The sequence below is a fragment of the Streptococcus milleri genome, from assembly GCF_900636525.1.
Classification (GTDB): domain Bacteria; phylum Bacillota; class Bacilli; order Lactobacillales; family Streptococcaceae; genus Streptococcus; species Streptococcus hominis.
The window spans coordinates 1,662,262-1,679,544 of sequence record NZ_LR134288.1; the positions used below are offsets into that span (position 1 = coordinate 1,662,262).

Sequence of the window (17,283 nt, forward strand, 5' to 3'; positions counted from 1 at the left end):
ATGTCATATACTTTAAAACCCGAAGAAGTCGGTGTATTTGCCATTGGTGGTTTAGGAGAAATCGGGAAAAATACCTACGGGATTGAATACCAAGATGAGATTATCATCGTTGATGCAGGGATTAAATTTCCTGAAGATGACCTCTTAGGGATTGATTATGTCATTCCTGACTATTCTTATATCGTAGAAAATATTGACCGTATCAAAGGAGTGTTAATTACTCACGGTCATGAAGACCACATCGGAGGGATTCCCTTCCTTCTCAAGCAAGCAAATGTTCCTATTTATGCTGGACCACTTGCCCTTGCACTGATTCGTGGTAAATTGGAAGAGCACGGACTTTTACGTGACGCTAAACTCTACGAAATCAATCAAAATACCGAACTTCAATTTAAAAATTTAAAAGCAACCTTCTTCCGCACAACTCACTCCATCCCAGAGCCTTTGGGAATTGTCATCCACACACCTCAAGGGAAAATTGTTTGTACGGGTGACTTCAAGTTTGACTTTACACCTGTTGGCGAGCCAGCAGATTTACATCGAATGGCAGCACTTGGTGAAGATGGTGTTTTAGCACTTCTTTCTGACTCCACCAATGCAGAAATTCCAACTTTCACAAATTCCGAAAAAGTCGTTGGGCAGTCTATCATGAAAATCATTGAAGGCATTCACGGGCGGATTATTTTTGCCTCCTTTGCCTCAAATATCTTCCGTCTCCAACAAGCTGCGGATGCTGCGGTTAAAACTGGCCGAAAAATTGCTGTTTTTGGACGTTCAATGGAAAAAGCCATTGTCAACGGAATTGAACTAGGGTATATCAAAACCCCAAAAGGAACGTTCATTGAACCAAATGAAATCAAAGATTATCCCGCAAATGAAATTCTAATCATGTGTACAGGAAGTCAGGGAGAACCGATGGCAGCTCTTTCACGCATTGCGAATGGAACCCATCGTCAAGTCCAACTCCAACCAGGTGATACAGTGATTTTCTCTTCTAGTCCTATCCCTGGAAATACTACTAGTGTCAATAAGCTCATCAACACCATTTCAGAAGCTGGCGTTGATGTTATCCATGGAAAAATCAATAACATCCATACATCTGGACACGGTGGACAACAAGAGCAAAAATTGATGCTCCGTTTGATAAAACCGAAGTATTTCATGCCAGTCCATGGTGAATACCGCATGCAAAAAGTTCATGCTGGACTTGCAATGGATACAGGCATCCCTAAAAAGAATATCTTTATCATGAGTAATGGAGACGTCCTTGCTTTAACTGCCAATTCGGCTCGCATCGCAGGAAGTTTCAATGCCCAAGATATTTATGTTGACGGTAATCGTATCGGAGAAATCGGTGCTGCAGTCCTCCGCGACAGACGTGACCTTTCCGAAGATGGCGTTGTCCTTGCAGTAGCTACCGTTGACTTTAAATCAAAAATGATTTTGGCTGGTCCTGATATTCTTAGTCGCGGTTTTATCTATATGCGTGAATCAGGCGACCTCATTCGTCACAGCCAGCGTATTCTTTTCAATGCGATTCGTATTGCATTAAAAAATAAAGATGCTAGCATTCAGTCAGTCAATGGTGCTATCGTAAATGCTCTCAGACCATTTTTATATGAAAACACAGAGCGTGAGCCCATTATCATCCCAATGATTTTAACACCAGATGAAGAAATCTAACAATACAATCCTTACATAGTAAAAAAACAACTTGATTTAGGTAAAGTCAAGTTGTTTTTATTGTAGCTTGGTCATAACGACCAAACGAGTGGAAACTCTGGAGTTTTATCAACATTCTAATTTGATTTTTAATATATATTCAACTCCCAACTTCCACAAGTCTGAACTGAGGAGCGAATGGCAACAAAAAAGAGAGGCGAACCTCCCTTTTCTATACTGATGAATTATTTAGCAATTTTTGCAAAGTATTCAAGAGTACGTACAAGTTGTGCAGTGTATGACATTTCGTTATCGTACCAAGATACAACTTTCACCAATTGTTTTCCGTCAACATCAAGAACTTTAGTTTGAGTTGCATCAAACAATGAACCAAATGACATACCTACGATATCTGAAGATACGATTGGATCTTCTGTGTAACCGTATGATTCGTTAGCTGCTGCTTTCATAGCTGCATTTACTTCATCAACAGTAACATTCTTTTCAAGAACAGCAACCAATTCAGTAACTGATCCAGTTGGAGTTGGAACACGTTGAGCTGAACCATCAAGTTTACCGTTCAATTCTGGGATAACAAGACCGATAGCTTTAGCAGCACCAGTTGAGTTAGGAACGATGTTTGCAGCACCAGCACGAGCACGGCGAAGGTCACCTTTACGATGTGGACCGTCAAGGATCATTTGGTCACCAGTGTAAGCGTGGATTGTTGTCATCAAACCTTCAACGATACCGAAGTTGTCTTGAAGTGCTTTAGCCATTGGAGCCAAGCAGTTTGTAGTACATGAAGCACCTGAGATAACTGTTTCAGTACCATCAAGAACATCGTGGTTAGTGTTAAATACGATTGTTTTAACATCGTTTCCGCCAGGAGCAGTGATAACAACTTTCTTAGCTCCACCTTTAAGGTGTTTTTCAGCTGCATCTTTCTTAGCAAAGAAACCAGTTGCTTCCAAAACGATTTCTACACCGTCAGTAGCCCAGTCGATTTGTTCTGGGTCACGTTCAGCAGAAACTTTAACGAATTTACCGTTAACTTCGAATCCACCTTCTTTAACTTCCACAGTACCGTCGAAACGACCTTGAGTTGTGTCATATTTCAACAAATGTGCAAGCATAACTGGATCTGTAAGGTCGTTGATACGAGTAACTTCAACACCTTCTACGTTTTGGATACGACGGAATGCAAGACGACCGATACGACCGAAACCGTTAATACCAACTTTAACTACCATTCGTGATTTCCTCCTTATGAAAATCAAAAAATTTTTATGTGAAAAGAGTAACTTGAGTTGCTACAAATCACCTTTCAACATATCTATTATATACTTTATCCCTTAAAATTGCAACTGATTTCAGCATTATTAACAAGGAATATCATTTCTTTCAAAGATTTTCATTTCTCTTTCATTTCCGGAAGCTAAGTGGGAGATATGCAAAAAGAGAGTGGGACAGAAATCAGTAGTTTCGTAGAAACTTGATTTCATCGTCCCACCTCTGTACGGTTGAGTAGGGCTGTACAAGTTGATTTATCAACGTATTAGAGTCCACTCAGCAGTGATTGATTGGCGCTAAAGCGCCTAATCAACTGTGCATGGGAAACTCTACATTGACTAAAGTCAATAGAGCTTCTCCAAACTACTGCGTTTTATAATTCTGACTATATAAACAAAGGAAGCTGAGTACATTGTCCCAGCTTCCTTTGTTTATAAAAAACGCCCGCAATTGCGGTGCGGACGTATGGGCTTGACTTGATTAAGCCTCACCTTTGTTTTTCTTAATAATTTCTTCTTGTACTGACTTCGGTACATCTTCGTAGTGGTCAAAGACCATCATGAAAGTACCGCGTCCTTGTGATGCTGAACGAAGAACCGTTGCATAACCGAACATTTCAGCAAGTGGTACATAAGCACGCACGATTTGGCTGTTACCATGAGCTTCCATACCATCAACACGTCCACGACGAGCTGTTACGTGTCCCATAACGTCACCGAGGTTTTCTTCTGGAACAGTGATTGTAACAAGCATCATTGGTTCAAGAATGGTTGGTTGCGCAGTCTTAGCAGCTTCTTTAAGAGCAAGAGAGGCAGCAACTTTGAAGGCTGTTTCTGATGAGTCGACATCATGGTATGAACCATCATACAGTTTTGCTTTCACGTCAACGATTGGGTAACCAGCAAGAACACCATTTGCCATTGACTCAATCAAACCTTTTTCTACAGCTGGGATGAATTCACGTGGAACGACACCACCAACGATAGCATTTTCAAATTCAAAGCCTTTTCCTTCTTCGTTTGGAGTAAATTCAATCCAAACATCACCGAATTGACCTTTACCACCAGATTGACGTTTGAAGAATCCACGTGCTGATGTTTGGGCACGGAAGGTTTCACGATAAGATACTTGAGGAGCACCTACGTTTGCTTCCACTTTGAATTCACGACGCATACGGTCTACAAGGACATCCAAGTGAAGTTCACCCATACCAGAGATAACTGTTTCACCAGTTTCAACGTTAGTTTCAACGCGGAAAGTTGGGTCTTCTTCAGCCAATTTTTGAAGGGCAATACCCATCTTGTCTTGGTCAGCTTTTGACTTAGGTTCAACCATCAATTGGATAACTGGTTCTGGAACTTCAATCGATTCAAGGATAATTTTTGCCTTTTCATCTGTCAATGAGTCACCAGTTGTAGTATCTTTCAAACCAACAGCTGCAGCGATATCACCTGCGTAAACAGTTTCGATTTCATTCCGGTGGTTTGCGTGCATTTGCAGGATACGTCCAATACGTTCACGTTTTCCTTTAGAGGTATTCAAAACGTATGAACCTGAGTTCAAGACACCTGAGTACACACGGAAGAAAGTCAAACGACCAACAAATGGGTCTGTCATAATCTTGAAAGCAAGTGCTGCAAACGGTTCGTCATCAGATGCAGGACGAGTTTCTTCTTCTTCAGTATCTGGATTTACACCCTTGATAGCTGGAATGTCAAGTGGGCTTGGAAGGTAGTCAATAACTGCATCAAGCATCATTTGAACACCTTTGTTCTTGAAAGCAGAACCAGCAAGGACTGGGAAGAACTCAACATTGATAGTTGCTTTACGGATGGCAGCTTTTAGTTCTGCTTCAGTAATTTCTTTTCCTTCAAGGTATTTCATCATCAAGTCTTCATCAGTTTCAGCAACTGCTTCTACCAATTTTTCACGCCATTCTTGGGCTTGTTCAAGATAATCAGCTGGAATATCTTCTTCAAGAATATCTGTTCCAAGGTCATTTGTATAGATTTCAGCTTTCATGCGAACCAAGTCAATGATACCACGGAAATCATCTTCTGCACCGATTGGTAATTGAATTGGATGAGCATTTGCTTGAAGGCGATCGTGAAGAGTGCTTACTGAGTAAAGGAAGTCTGCACCGATTTTATCCATTTTGTTAGCAAATACGATACGCGGAACACCATATTCAGTTGCTTGACGCCAAACTGTTTCTGTTTGAGGTTCAACACCTGATTGTGAGTCAAGGACAGTTACTGCACCGTCCAATACACGAAGGGAACGTTGTACTTCAATTGTGAAGTCCACGTGTCCTGGTGTGTCAATAATGTTGACACGGTAATCTTTCCATTGTGCTGTTGTTGCAGCAGATGTAATGGTAATACCACGTTCTTGTTCTTGTTCCATCCAGTCCATTTGTGAAGCACCTTCGTGTGTTTCACCAATTTTATGGATTTTACCGGTATAGTAAAGAATACGTTCAGTCGTTGTTGTTTTACCAGCATCGACGTGAGCCATGATACCGATGTTACGAGTTTTTTCAAGTGAAAATTCGCGAGCCATTTGGTTGTTTCTCCTATTATTTTATTTACAGTTTATTATAACATATTTTAAGAAAAGCGAGTAGGCAAATCCTACCCGCTTGTTGATTACTCATGCTAATTAGTAAGAGTACTAAGCCTTGGAAAGAGCTTTTGCAATTCTCTAAAAAGAGAAGCAATCTTACCAGCGGAAGTGAGCAAAAGCACGGTTAGCTTCAGCCATACGGTGAGTATCTTCACGTTTTTTAACAGCTGCACCAGTATTGTTAGCTGCATCCATGATTTCTTTTGCAAGGCGATCTTGCATAGTGTGTTCTCCACGTGAACGTGAAATAGTTACCAACCAACGAAGTCCAAGAGTTGTACGACGTTCTGGACGAACTTCAACTGGGACTTGGTAGTTAGAACCACCAACACGGCGAGCACGTACTTCAAGTACAGGCATGATATTTTCCATAGCTGTTTCAAATACTTCAAGTGCATCATTTCCAGTAGCTTCTTTGATTTGTTCAAAAGCACCATATACGATTGAAGCTGCTGTACCACGTTTCCCATCAAGCATAACGCGGTTGATAAGACGTGTCACTAATTTTGAATTGTAGAGCGGATCTGGCAATACTTCGCGCTTAGGCGCACGGTTTTTACGACTCATTGATCTTTATCCCCTTTCCTTATGCTTTTGGTTTTTTCGTACCGTATTTAGAACGGCCTTGTTTACGATCAGTTACACCTGCAGTATCAAGTGCACCACGAACGATATGGTAACGTACCCCTGGAAGGTCTTTTACACGTCCACCACGAAGAAGCACAACGCTGTGTTCTTGCAAGTTATGTCCGATACCTGGGATATATGCAGTTACTTCGATCAGATTGCTCAAACGTACACGAGCAAATTTACGAAGAGCTGAGTTAGGTTTTTTAGGTGTCATAGTACCAACACGAGTTGCAACACCACGTTTTTGTGGTGAGTTTTCACGAGTAGGTACACGTTTAAGACTATTATAACCAACGTTTAAAGCTGGTGATTTAGATTTTTCTACTTTTGATTTACGCGGTTTGCGAACCAATTGGTTAATTGTAGGCATCTACATTTCTCCTGTATTTTTTTTAATTTTGGTGATGATACACTTGGTGACAGCTATCATCTGCGTGTACTTTCGCAACATTTGTCAGCACGTCTCTGTACACTTTTGAGAGACCAAAAGTAAAAAGTACCGTCTATTAGTATAACACGACGGCACTTTCTTTGTCAATATATTTTTTATAGTTTTCCTATTGAAATCCCAGTTACTGCCCCGTAGTATTTGCGGCTGGAGTTTGAGCTGAATTGGTCTCAGCCTGTCCTGTGGTAGCTGAAGTTGCTGGCGCTTGATAGGTTTGAGGATAAGTTTGTTGATAAGTTTGTTGGTACGTTTGCCCTGCATCTGTTTGAGGCGTCACAGCATTTTGACTTTCTGTAGCAGCTGCTTCGCTAGCTGCACGCGCCGCAATCGCATCACTGACTGCCTTAATCCGCTGTTGAAATTGAGTCTTTTGTGTTTCGTCTTTTACCTTATCTACTTTTTCCTGAGCAGCTGTTACATTAGCTGTTGTCTGCTCCGCTTCCAGTTTTTTAACAGCCTCTTCTGCTTCTTGCACAATTTTCGCTTGTTCTTTTTTGTCCTTTTCTGCTTTCGACTCTGAGGTTTTTGACGTTGAAACTGTTCGTCTTACAGTCGGAGCGGCTGCACGCGCCGCGTCATCTTGCTTTTTAACGAAAAATAATCCCGCAGCAAGAATGAGTGCCAAAACTGTAACAATCGAAACTCTCAGCCACAAGGAGCTTTGATCCAATTTATCCAATATATTTTTCAAATTTTCACCTCATCTATTTGTCAAAAATATTGCCAACTTCTACGCTGATTTTGTTGGACTTCACATCAATAGCTGTCACTTTCAACAATGATTTGTAATCCAAATGTTCGCGTTCTGTCTGTGCATTTTCCGCAAAGACCGCTACGCCAGCCAATTCCGAATCAAATTCTCGTAAAAGACTAATCATGCCATTGACTGTTCCGCCACCTTTTAAGAAATCATCTACGATTAACACACGGCTTCCAGCTTTCAGGCTGCGTTTCGACAAAAACATTTTTTCAATACGGTCACCACTTGAACCAGACACATAATTGACACTAACCGTTGAACCCTCTGTGATTTTCAAGTCGCGGCGCACAATGACAAATGGAACATTTAACACATTTGCCACTGCATTTGCCAACGGCACTCCTTTTGTGGCAACAGTCATTACGTCATCAATTTTTTGATTTCGAAACGTCTTGGCAATAATGCGTCCAATGTTGTTTAAAATAGAAGGCGTACTCAGCAAATCCGATAAGTAAATGTAGCCACCGGGTAAAATTCGATTGCTTTCAGACAATTTCGTGCGGAGGTCTTCCACCATTGCTCTAGCTTCTTTATCCGAGATAGAGGGAGTAAAAATAACGCCTCCTCCTGCTCCTGTAATGGTTTCGATGTGCCCAATTTCCATTTCTTCAAAAGCACGTTTGATAATGACAATATCTTCGGAAATGGAAGATTTTGCGGACTCATACTTTTCAGCAAATGTATTGAGACTTGTTAATTCGTACGGATGATTGATTAGGTAGTTAGAAATAACTACCATGCGTTCACTTCTTCTTAATTTCATTTTTTCACCAATTTATTTTATTTTCTTCATTATATCATAATCAGTCCAAAAAACGAACATTATTTTTGCAATAACATTCGTTTTTCGTTTTTTACTTATCAAAATTAGGCTTATAGAAAGAGCGGTTGTCCATAGCAAAGATTCGATTGGTCATCTCACCCTCGCCAACCAAGGCTAGAGCCGAAGTCATCATCATCATTTCCGCATCTAAATTATCAATCATGTGGATAATTTCAGCTTCCATGATTTTCGGACGCACTGGACTACCGTATTCCAACAAACCGTGATGACTTAGCAAAACATGTCGCAGAACAATGACATCTTCCTTTGTGTCGTCAATTTTTAATTCTGCCAACACTTTTGTTATTTCTTCATCAATCAAAGCGATGTGTCCGATGAGATTGCCTCGAACAGTGTATTCTGTTTGCTCTGGGCCTGTCAATTCCAGCACCTTTGCTAAATCATGGAGCATAATTCCTGCATAAAGTAAACTCTTATTTAGTTGCGGGTAAATCTCACCAATAGCATTTGCTAGCCGCACCATAGTCGCAGTATGAAAAGCAAGTCCTGCCTCAAAAGCGTGGTGATTGGTTTTCGCTGCTGGATAGGAGTAAAATTCTTTATCGTATTTAGCATACAAAGCCCGTACCACACGCTGCCAAACTGGATTTTCAATTTTAAAAATCATTTGTGAGAGATAGTCACGTAACTCCTGGACATCAACCGGTGGTTTTTCCTTAAAATCAGCTGGATTGTTTGGCTCACCAACTTTTGGCAGACGTAGTGTAATTTGATTCACTTGCGGAGTATTGTTATATACTTCTCTGCGCCCTTGCATATGGATGACTTTTCCAGCAGTAAATTCTTCCACATTGTGCGGTTGTGCATCCCACAATTTCCCTTCAATCGTTCCAGTGTCATCTTGAAAGGTGAATGCCAAATAGTTTTTCCCTGCCCTTGTTTGACGAAGTTCAGCAGATTTGATGAGATAAAACCCTTCAAACAGCTCGTCTTTTTTCATTTGGTTAATCTTCATATTCTTCCTCTTCATCTTGGAAATCTAGTAGACCGTTGAAGTCCGACTTGTCCGAAATTTCAATATGGCGCAAAGTTCGCTCGATAGCATTGGTTCTGCGCGTCAGCAATTCATCAATATTGCCAGAAGCATGTTGCAGATGTTTTTGTGCCTTGAGCAAAATGCCACCAAATTTATTAAATTCTGATTTGACATTACCCAAAACCTTGCTGATGTCATCTGCACTTCTTTGAATGTTGAGTGTTTTAAAACCGACCGAAAGCGAATTGAGTAGGGCAGACAACGTAGACGGTCCTGCGACCACAATCTGCTCGTCTCGACGCAAACTGTCAAAGAATTCCGGATTGCGAACGACTTCTGAATAAAGCCCTTCCGTTGGTAAAAACATCACGCCAAAGTTTGTTGTTGCAGGAGGCGCTAAGTATTTCTTATTGATGTCCTTGGCAAAACGTTTGACGCTCGCTAGCAAAGACTTACGATACAAATCAATCTCTTCTTTGTTTCCTGATTCGTAAGCATCCTCCAAGCGATAGTAGTCAGCAAGCGGAAACTTGGAATCAATCGGCAAATAGATATATTCTTTTTCCACTTGTCCCGGTAATTTAATCGCATACTCTACGCGCTCACTGGATCCTGCAACCGTCGCAAATTCGCGTTCATACTGACTCGGTGTCATAATATCTTCAATAATCTGACCAAGCTGCAATTCTCCTAAAATTCCACGCGTTTTGGTATTGGAGAGCACTTTGTTTAGAGTGCCGACATCACGCGCTACATTTTGCATTTCTCCCAAGCCACGATTGACCGACTCTAATTGTTTTGAAACTGTTTCAAAAGACGTTTGCAATCTCGCCTGCAACGTTTTCTCTAATTTTTCTTCCACTGTTTGGCGCATTTGCTCTAAACGACGGTCATTTGACTCTTGAATCTGACGCATTCGTTCGTCTGTCTTATCACGATTTTTAGTTAGATTCTCGCTTATCTCTAACCGCATTTCCGTTAAATTTCGATGTAAATCCGTACGCACCTCACCCAAACGATCTCCCAGAGCCAATTCCAGTTGTTGTTGTGTCAGAAGACTTCGTTGCCGTTCTTGCTCAAAACGGTAATCCAACTGATCAGATAAGTGATCAGCTTGATCTTCCAGCAATTTCTGTACCTGATCTGTCTGTTGCTGATTCTGTTGCCACAAAAGAAAGGTCACAATAAGATTTCCCAGCAATAAGAGGATAATTATAAACTCCATACTAACTCCTGTCTTTGCTATAAATGACAATAACATAACCTGATTGGCACTCTAAAAAAACGGGCTCATCTATAAATTCGTTAGAAGCATACACTTTTTTAAAAAAATAATTGGATTCGTTTAAAGGATATTTGGCGCCTTCAATGGTCAAACGACCGTCGTCCGCAGGCATAAAGGCTAGATAGTTCATACCAGCTACTAGCTTTATCTCGTGACGCCCTTGAGGGCAATAGCGGAGCTCATTTTGTGCATTGCACAGTCGAATTTGCTGCATATAAGGAGTAATTTCTGGATTACTTGGCAAGAAAATATTTGCCAAAGTATGATCCAAGCGCCCGCCAAAAGCACCAAAAATTGTCACTTGCGCCTGTGGATAACGTGCAAAAACAGCTTTAACTGCCAACTCTAAATCCGTATCATCTTTTTCAGGTTGTGCTTGAAGTACCTCTTTAGATTGAGAACAAATCAAAGCCAACTCTTTCTCCGAAACGGAATCAAAATCACCGACCGCTAAATCTGGGCAAATGCCTTGTTCAATGAGAAACAGGCTTCCCCTATCTACTCCGATAAAGAGGTCAAAATCCATTTGAAAGCTATCTATCGTCCCACCAGCAAAGAGAGCAATTTTAATCATGCAATGCTTCTTTCAAGGTTTGAACCTGACGAGCTACATCACCTTTGAACACATAACTACCTGCCACAAAGACATTAGCACCGGCCTCTTTGGCAATGCGAATGGTTTCATCATCAATACCACCGTCTACTTCAATATCAAAGTCTAGTTGGTTCACTTCTCTCAAAACGACTAATTCGCGTACTTTATCCATTGTTTCTGGTAGAAAAGCTTGTCCACCGAAGCCCGGATTGACAGTCATTACTAAGACTTGGTCAACTAGATTAAGTACGTTTTTCACCGCTTCAACAGGCGTTCCCGGATTGATAACAACACTTGCCTTGACACCAGCTGCCCGAATCTTTTGCAAAGCTCCGTGAATATGTGGTGTTGCTTCAGCGTGGATGCTGATAATATCTGCACCCGCACGAGCAAAATCTTTAATATGGTGTTCTGGATTGGAGACCATAAGATGACAATCAAATACCAATCTACTGTGTGGTCGCATGCTCGCTACCACACCCGCACCGAAGCTGATATTGGGAACAAAATGTCCGTCCATAATATCAATATGAGCGTACTCTGCCCCTGTGGCTTCTAATTTTTTCAATTCTGATTCAAAGTTTGCATAGTCTGCACTTAAAATAGACGGTGCAATTTTATAAGATTTCATTTGGCTTCCTCCTCATTTAGGTTGCTTTTTAACTGCTTTTTTATAGATTTCACGACGATGTTCAATTTCACTCAAAAATTGCAAGTAATCTTCAAATCGAAAGGCTGCAATTGTTCCATTTTCAACGGCAGGTTTCACCGCACAGTTTGGCTCATGCGTATGGGTACAGGTTCGGAATTTACAGCTGCGACTGACTTCAGCAATTTCAGGAAATGCTTGGTTTAAATCCTCCGCGTTGTCCACTTCGTAATCCAAGGAAGAAAATCCCGGAGTATCCGCAATTTTTCCTCCATTAAAATTGTAAAAACTGACAGCTCGTGTCGTATGACGACCGCGACCTAGACTCTCTGAAATCTCACCCGTCTCTAACTGTAAATCCGGTGCAATTTTATTGAGCAAAGTGGACTTGCCAACTCCCGTCTGCCCCATAAAAACTGTCTTTTTACTTGTCAAAAATGGCAACAGTTCTGCGACTGTTTTGGCAGTATCATAACCAATGGCTTGGTAAACCTCAAGGAAAGCATCTAGCTCTTTATCGTCCTCCAACAAATCCAATTTACTGATACAAATAATCGGATGAATGGCTTTCTGCTCCAAAAGGACTAAGAACCGATCCAAAAGATTAGAATTAAAATCTGGCTCTTTGGCACTCATTATCACGACAGCCTGATCGATATTAACAATAGGTGGACGTACCAGACTGTTTTTTCGCTCTGCTATTTTTAAAATGTATCCTTCAGAATCTTTCTCAGCAGAAAATTCGACCTCATCTCCCACATAGGGAGTTTGACCTTTCTTGCGAAAATTCCCTCTTGCTCTGGTCTGATACACCTTGCCTTCTGACTCTACATAATAGAAGCCAGCTAAAGCTTTCACAATTGTTCCTTTCAAATGAACTCCTTTAACGCTTAATAAGTTCATTATAACAAAAAAACAAGTATTTTGCTTTTTAGTGCAAAAAAAAGATGAAAAACGTCGCCAATGTGGTATAATAGATACCGAGCGGAAATGGCGGAACGGCAGACGCGCATGCTTCAGGCGCATGTGTCCATTCGGACGTGAGGGTTCAAATCCCTTTTTCCGCATTTTTATTTTGTTAGGTGTTTTGGTATTGCAGCTTATGCTGCGCTTTGCTTTCTCTCCTAAAACGAAATAGCCTATTTTGAATGCTTCTATCGAGCCCATTCAAAAATTCCTTATTCTAAATTTTGGAAAGGTGGCTCAGCTTGGTACGGCACCGGACTCGAAATCCGGCAAATGGATTTTATTCATGCGCGGGTTCAAATCCCGTCCTTTCCTTATAAAGAGCCTCACTAAGACGAACTTAGTGAGGCTTTTTGTTTACCATATTATCCAACTTATCTGAATCCTTCATCATATAAGCTGTCTGCTAAATGCGCAAATTCTTGCAAATCAAGCGCTTCTCCTCGTACACTTGGAGATAACTCAGCATTGTCCAAAGCGGACTCTAGCTTTGTTTTGACTTCATTAGACTTCCCAAAATAACTGGTCAGATTATTCCAGAGGGTTTTCCGACGGTGAGTAAAGCTAGCTTTTGAGACTTTGAAGAAGAAAGCTTCATCCTTGACCCCAACTGCTGGCTGGTCTCTGCGGACCATCTTGAGGATAGCCGAATCCACATTTGGAGCAGGAACAAAGACTGTTCGTGGTACGATAAAAGCGACCTTGGCGGTCATATAATACTGCACCGCTATTGACAAACTGCCATAAGATTTACTATTGGGTTGCGCCGAGATACGATCAGCCACTTCTCGCTGCATCATCACGACAAATTCACTAAAAGGAATGCCACTCTCAATCAAGTGCATGAGGATAGGAGTGGTAATATAGTAGGGCAGGTTGGCCACCACTTTGATAGGAAGATTTGGATTAGCAAATTCCTTGATTCGGGCTTGCAAGTCTGACTTAAGAATATCTTCATTGACCACGCGCACATTGTCAAAATCCCGCAAAGTATCTGCCAAAATCGGCACCAAGCGATCATCAATTTCAAAAGCCATGACTTCGGCTGCATTTTCCGCCAAAAACTCAGTCAGTGCCCCGATGCCTGGTCCGATTTCGATAACATTAACATTCTCATCAATCTCAGCTGTGTCCACAATTTTTTGTAAAATATTGGTATCCGTCAGAAAGTTCTGACCGAACGATTTTTTAAAAGTAAAACCATGACGCTCTAAAATAGCTCGCGTCACACTATAATCCGCAATTCTCATAAATCTCTTTTCTATCTGTTATCTGAATAAAATATATAAAATTCGCATAATTCCTAGCACAAGCAAAATCCAAAATGCCGGATGAATACGGCGTTTAGTTTCTGTTGAAGTAGATTCAGTCACATCAGTCATTTGCTTGTTTTTTTGATTTTTACGTTTCTTCAACTCATCTTGGTAGGCAACCGAATTTAGAATATTATCTACTGGCAACATGTCTGAAGCATAATCATCTGGGAAACCCATAGCTATCCCAAGCAAATCTTTATCTGTTAAAGAAAAATCCAAATCTTTCGGTTGATTTTGCTGAATAGCACGGACATTTTTTAAAAGTTTGTCAGAAGCAATAGGCAACTCGTCCATAGAAATAATTTCTAAAACGTCAAATCCTAGCGTATCGCCCTCTTTGATATTTGTAGTAATGTAACACACAAAGTCATCGTACAGTTGCAAAATTTGTGGAGCATGCTGCTCTAAAAAGGAGCGATTGCGACGAGCATTCTGATGAAAGTTTTCAACAGAAAGAGCAATCCCCATATCCTGTGTCCGATAAAATTCTTCTGTTTTTCCTTTATCTTCTTTTTCAAGCTCTTCTGCTTTTTTCCATAGAGCAATAGCCGCTTGCAGCTCTTCTTCACCCCAAAATAGTTGCCAGAAATAAGGAATCGTATAAATTCCCTCCGCTAAAACACGTGCCTCATCTCCGTTTTTTAAATAAATATAGCTTCTATTTGCCATCTCGCTTCCTTTCGTATTTTTTTCATTCCATCTCAACATCTGTCAATCCAATCTCAAATAATTCTAGTCGTTTGAGCAATTGTTTCTCATTTGGATAGCCCATGCAGAATTCTTCAACTCAGAATCCACAACATTTTTGGACATCAACTTCATATGAAACCAGTAGTACATAATGTTTCATTAGTGACATCAGTCATCATCACTGTCAAGCACTTCAAACATAATCTTTTGTAAATATCAAAGTTGACATATTATCGCCAGCTAAATCCCCCTTACCACTCATCATGCTTAAAAAACATACTAAACGCTATAATATTCGACTATCATTCTCCGGTCTTCTCTGTGGTTAGTTGCGTCAAAATTCGGTAGAGTTTCTCTTGTGCCTCTTGATCATAAACCGAGCGATTGGCTTTGACCTCTTGGCATTTTTCATTGTATAAAAAGCCGTTATAGCTGTTTCCCGTGGCGAGAGCGACATAGGTTTGTGCCATTTCTTCAGGCGAAATTGAGAATCGAGATTTCAGTTTGTATAGGTTTTTCATAAAGGAAGAAAGGTGACTATAACGCTTCATATCTACCTTAACACTAGGTACTCTGATAGCCTGAATTGTAACGTCTTTGTACCTTGCTCTCATCGCTAAGGTCAGCATCAGAAGCGCTAATTTGTTCTGGTAATAAGTTTTTGAAGGGGTGTAAGATTGTTCGCCCTTTAGATTATCAAAATTCAATTTAATAAAAGGATAGGCTTGTAAACCTTGCGATGAAATATTGAGAATGCGACCACTCTCGGACTCTTTCAATAAGGAAATAAAAGACTGGGATAGCAAAAAAGGAGCTACAACATTGGTCGCAAACTGCTTTTCCAATCCATCTTTGGTTAAAACTGGTTGCTTAATTGATAAATCAAAGTCAGCAGCATTATTTATCAAGACATCAAGCGCTCCTTGAGTCTGGATATAATTTTCAATAGCTGTTTTGGTACTCGTTAAGTCAGAAAGATCTGCTAATAGGTAGCTGACATGAGAATTACCAGTTTCACTAATGATTGTCTCACAGGCGCTCTCAGCTCTCTCTTTACTACGACAAAAAATCGTTACCTGCCAGCCTTTATCAGCTAGCTGTTTAGCTGCTTGATAACCTATCCCGCTATTTCCACCTGTTATGATACATTTTTTCATACTATTCCTTTACTTTTCACTTTCTTGATAATGCGCCATCACGCTCTCAACTTTTGCTAAATTTATCCCAAATAATTCCAAGCGTTTAAGCAATTGTTTCCCATTTGAATAGCCAATACGGAGTTCTTTCCCTAAAAACTCGCGACGTTTGCGGCTATCTTTTCCAGCTAGAAACCCTAAACGAATCAAATCTGAGCGTGTAATGTCAAAATCAGTCGTTTTTTCAAAATTCTTAGTCACCTGCGAAAGAGCTGTCCTCAAATCTTCATAAGAAGCATGCTCAATACCTAATGATTTCCCTTTACTTTTAGACTTAGGAGCTGCCTCATCGCGCCTTAAAAAAGCATGCTGAACACTAGGGATCGCTGTCATAATCATCCTACGAATCCGCTCACCATTGACATCTGGGTCAGTAAAAACAATCACTCCATACAGATCATGAAGGCGTTTGATGCGTTTCATATCTTCTTGGCAAATCGCAGACCCTCTCGTTTCGTAAGTTTCTACGTCAAAATACCGCTTGAGATTGGCCGTATCGTCCCGACCTTCTACAACGATGACTTGAGAAATTTTTTCTTTCATCAATCTTCTTTCAAATTAAATATTCGCAGCGCATTTTCATATGTCGCTTGCGCAACTTCTTCGACAGTTAACCTACGAAGTTCTGCAATCTTGTCTACAACATAGCGAGTATAAGCCGTCCGATTTTCACGACCACGTTTTGGAACAGGAGCTAAGTAAGGTGCATCAGTTTCAACTAGGATTTTATCCAAAGGGAGGTTTTGCGCAGCTTCCTGCACATCTACAGCCTTCTTAAACGTGACCACACCCGAAAATGAAATCATCATACCAAGCTGGATAAAACGCTCTGCCATTTCCAAAGAACCTGAATAAGAGTGCACAATGCCGCCGCGAGGACCAACACCTTCATTTTTAATAATCTCATATGTGTCGTCCAAGGCATCACGAGTGTGCACTACAAAAGGCAAGTCAAGATCTTTTGATAATTGAATCTGCCGTCGAAAAACTCGCTCTTGCATCTCTTTCGGTGTTGTCATCCAATGATAATCCAATCCAATTTCACCAAGGGCAATAACTTTGGGAGCATGCAAATGACTGACCAGCATGTCCTCCACTTCCTGCGTGTAAGAACCTGCCTCCGTCGGGTGCCAGCCAATCGTACTGTAAAGCTCATCATATTGACGAGACAGCGCTAGCGACTTTTCAATGGTTTCTGCATCAAAACCCACAATATTCATCTTGGTAACACCTAACTCGCGTGCAAAAACAATTTCTTCAGCTTCTTTGCCTGCAAAATTGTCCACGTTGAGGTGTGTATGTGTGTCAAAAATGTTCATCATTCATTCCTCTTTATATCAGTTTCTAT

The 17,283-nt window shown here is 40.8% G+C and carries 17 protein-coding genes and 2 tRNA genes; 3 read left to right on the plus strand and 16 right to left on the minus strand.

The window, feature by feature from the left end:
- Positions 1 to 1,683: a ribonuclease J1 gene (gene rnjA, locus EL087_RS08170; RefSeq protein WP_106083610.1), complete on the plus strand. Its 1,683-nt coding sequence runs from the start codon at positions 1 to 3 to the stop codon at positions 1,681 to 1,683.
- A gap of 224 nt (positions 1,684 to 1,907) precedes the next feature.
- Here rnjA and gap read toward each other — a convergent pair whose 3' ends face one another.
- The 11 genes from gap to rsgA all read right to left on the minus strand — a co-directional run bounded on the left by gap (position 1,908) and on the right by rsgA (position 12,640).
- Entirely contained in the window at positions 1,908 to 2,915 is a 1,008-nt protein-coding gene (gap, locus tag EL087_RS08175; RefSeq protein ID WP_003026445.1) for a type I glyceraldehyde-3-phosphate dehydrogenase, read from the minus strand.
- 520 nt (positions 2,916 to 3,435) lie between these two features.
- Positions 3,436 to 5,517: an elongation factor G gene (gene fusA, locus EL087_RS08180; protein WP_126407922.1), complete on the minus strand. Its 2,082-nt coding sequence runs from the start codon at positions 5,515 to 5,517 to the stop codon at positions 3,436 to 3,438.
- A gap of 159 nt (positions 5,518 to 5,676) precedes the next feature.
- Positions 5,677 to 6,147, minus strand: coding sequence for a 30S ribosomal protein S7 (gene rpsG / locus EL087_RS08185; protein WP_003026449.1), 471 nt, complete (start codon positions 6,145 to 6,147; stop codon positions 5,677 to 5,679).
- Positions 6,148 to 6,166: 19 nt separating this feature from the next.
- Positions 6,167 to 6,580 carry a 30S ribosomal protein S12 gene (gene rpsL, locus EL087_RS08190; RefSeq protein WP_003026451.1) on the minus strand — a complete coding sequence of 138 codons (414 nt, stop codon included), beginning with the start codon at positions 6,578 to 6,580 and terminating at the stop codon, positions 6,167 to 6,169.
- A 202-nt stretch (positions 6,581 to 6,782) separates the two neighbouring features.
- Positions 6,783 to 7,349, minus strand: a complete 567-nt coding sequence (locus EL087_RS08200; RefSeq protein WP_049517037.1) for a hypothetical protein — start codon at positions 7,347 to 7,349, stop codon at positions 6,783 to 6,785.
- 13 nt (positions 7,350 to 7,362) lie between these two features.
- Positions 7,363 to 8,181, minus strand: a complete 819-nt coding sequence (gene purR / locus EL087_RS08205; RefSeq protein ID WP_126407924.1) for a pur operon repressor — start codon at positions 8,179 to 8,181, stop codon at positions 7,363 to 7,365.
- Between the two features lie 91 nt (positions 8,182 to 8,272).
- On the minus strand, positions 8,273 to 9,217 hold the full coding sequence (locus EL087_RS08210; protein ID WP_049506816.1) for a 3'-5' exoribonuclease YhaM family protein: 945 nt from the start codon (positions 9,215 to 9,217) through the stop codon (positions 8,273 to 8,275).
- Positions 9,207 to 10,463: a DNA recombination protein RmuC gene (gene rmuC, locus EL087_RS08215; protein WP_126407926.1), complete on the minus strand. Its 1,257-nt coding sequence runs from the start codon at positions 10,461 to 10,463 to the stop codon at positions 9,207 to 9,209. Before rmuC ends, EL087_RS08210 begins: the two co-directional genes overlap by 11 nt.
- A 1-nt stretch (position 10,464) precedes the next feature.
- Positions 10,465 to 11,097: a thiamine diphosphokinase gene (locus EL087_RS08220; protein WP_126407928.1), complete on the minus strand. Its 633-nt coding sequence runs from the start codon at positions 11,095 to 11,097 to the stop codon at positions 10,465 to 10,467.
- Positions 11,090 to 11,749: a ribulose-phosphate 3-epimerase gene (gene rpe / locus EL087_RS08225; protein WP_126407931.1), complete on the minus strand. Its 660-nt coding sequence runs from the start codon at positions 11,747 to 11,749 to the stop codon at positions 11,090 to 11,092. The genes EL087_RS08220 and rpe overlap by 8 nt, the downstream gene beginning before the upstream one ends.
- Positions 11,750 to 11,761: 12 nt before the next feature.
- Positions 11,762 to 12,640 carry a ribosome small subunit-dependent GTPase A gene (gene rsgA / locus EL087_RS08230; protein WP_126407933.1) on the minus strand — a complete coding sequence of 293 codons (879 nt, stop codon included), beginning with the start codon at positions 12,638 to 12,640 and terminating at the stop codon, positions 11,762 to 11,764.
- A 111-nt stretch (positions 12,641 to 12,751) separates the two neighbouring features.
- On the opposite strand from rsgA, the gene EL087_RS08235 reads away from it, so the two are divergent.
- Positions 12,752 to 12,834 (plus strand) — tRNA-Leu (locus EL087_RS08235).
- 125 nt (positions 12,835 to 12,959) lie between these two features.
- Positions 12,960 to 13,048: transfer RNA gene (locus tag EL087_RS08240), tRNA-Ser, on the plus strand.
- A 59-nt stretch (positions 13,049 to 13,107) separates the two neighbouring features.
- On the opposite strand, the gene rsmA is transcribed toward EL087_RS08240, so the two are convergent.
- The 5 genes from rsmA to EL087_RS08265 form a co-directional block, all read right to left on the minus strand.
- Positions 13,108 to 13,983 (minus strand): 16S rRNA (adenine(1518)-N(6)/adenine(1519)-N(6))-dimethyltransferase RsmA, encoded by an 876-nt coding sequence (gene rsmA / locus EL087_RS08245; protein ID WP_126407935.1) that lies wholly within the window; start codon positions 13,981 to 13,983, stop codon positions 13,108 to 13,110.
- Between the two features lie 18 nt (positions 13,984 to 14,001).
- On the minus strand, positions 14,002 to 14,718 hold the full coding sequence (locus EL087_RS08250; protein ID WP_126407937.1) for a dimethyladenosine transferase: 717 nt from the start codon (positions 14,716 to 14,718) through the stop codon (positions 14,002 to 14,004).
- Between the two features lie 323 nt (positions 14,719 to 15,041).
- Positions 15,042 to 15,896, minus strand: coding sequence for an SDR family NAD(P)-dependent oxidoreductase (locus tag EL087_RS08255; RefSeq protein ID WP_106083620.1), 855 nt, complete (start codon positions 15,894 to 15,896; stop codon positions 15,042 to 15,044).
- Positions 15,897 to 15,905: 9 nt separating this feature from the next.
- A complete protein-coding gene (gene rnmV / locus EL087_RS08260; protein WP_126407939.1) occupies positions 15,906 to 16,478 on the minus strand; it encodes a ribonuclease M5 in 573 nt (190 codons plus the stop codon).
- Positions 16,478 to 17,257, minus strand: coding sequence for a TatD family hydrolase (locus EL087_RS08265; protein ID WP_197716130.1), 780 nt, complete (start codon positions 17,255 to 17,257; stop codon positions 16,478 to 16,480). Before EL087_RS08265 ends, rnmV begins: the two co-directional genes overlap by 1 nt.
- Positions 17,258 to 17,283 lie beyond the last annotated feature (26 nt).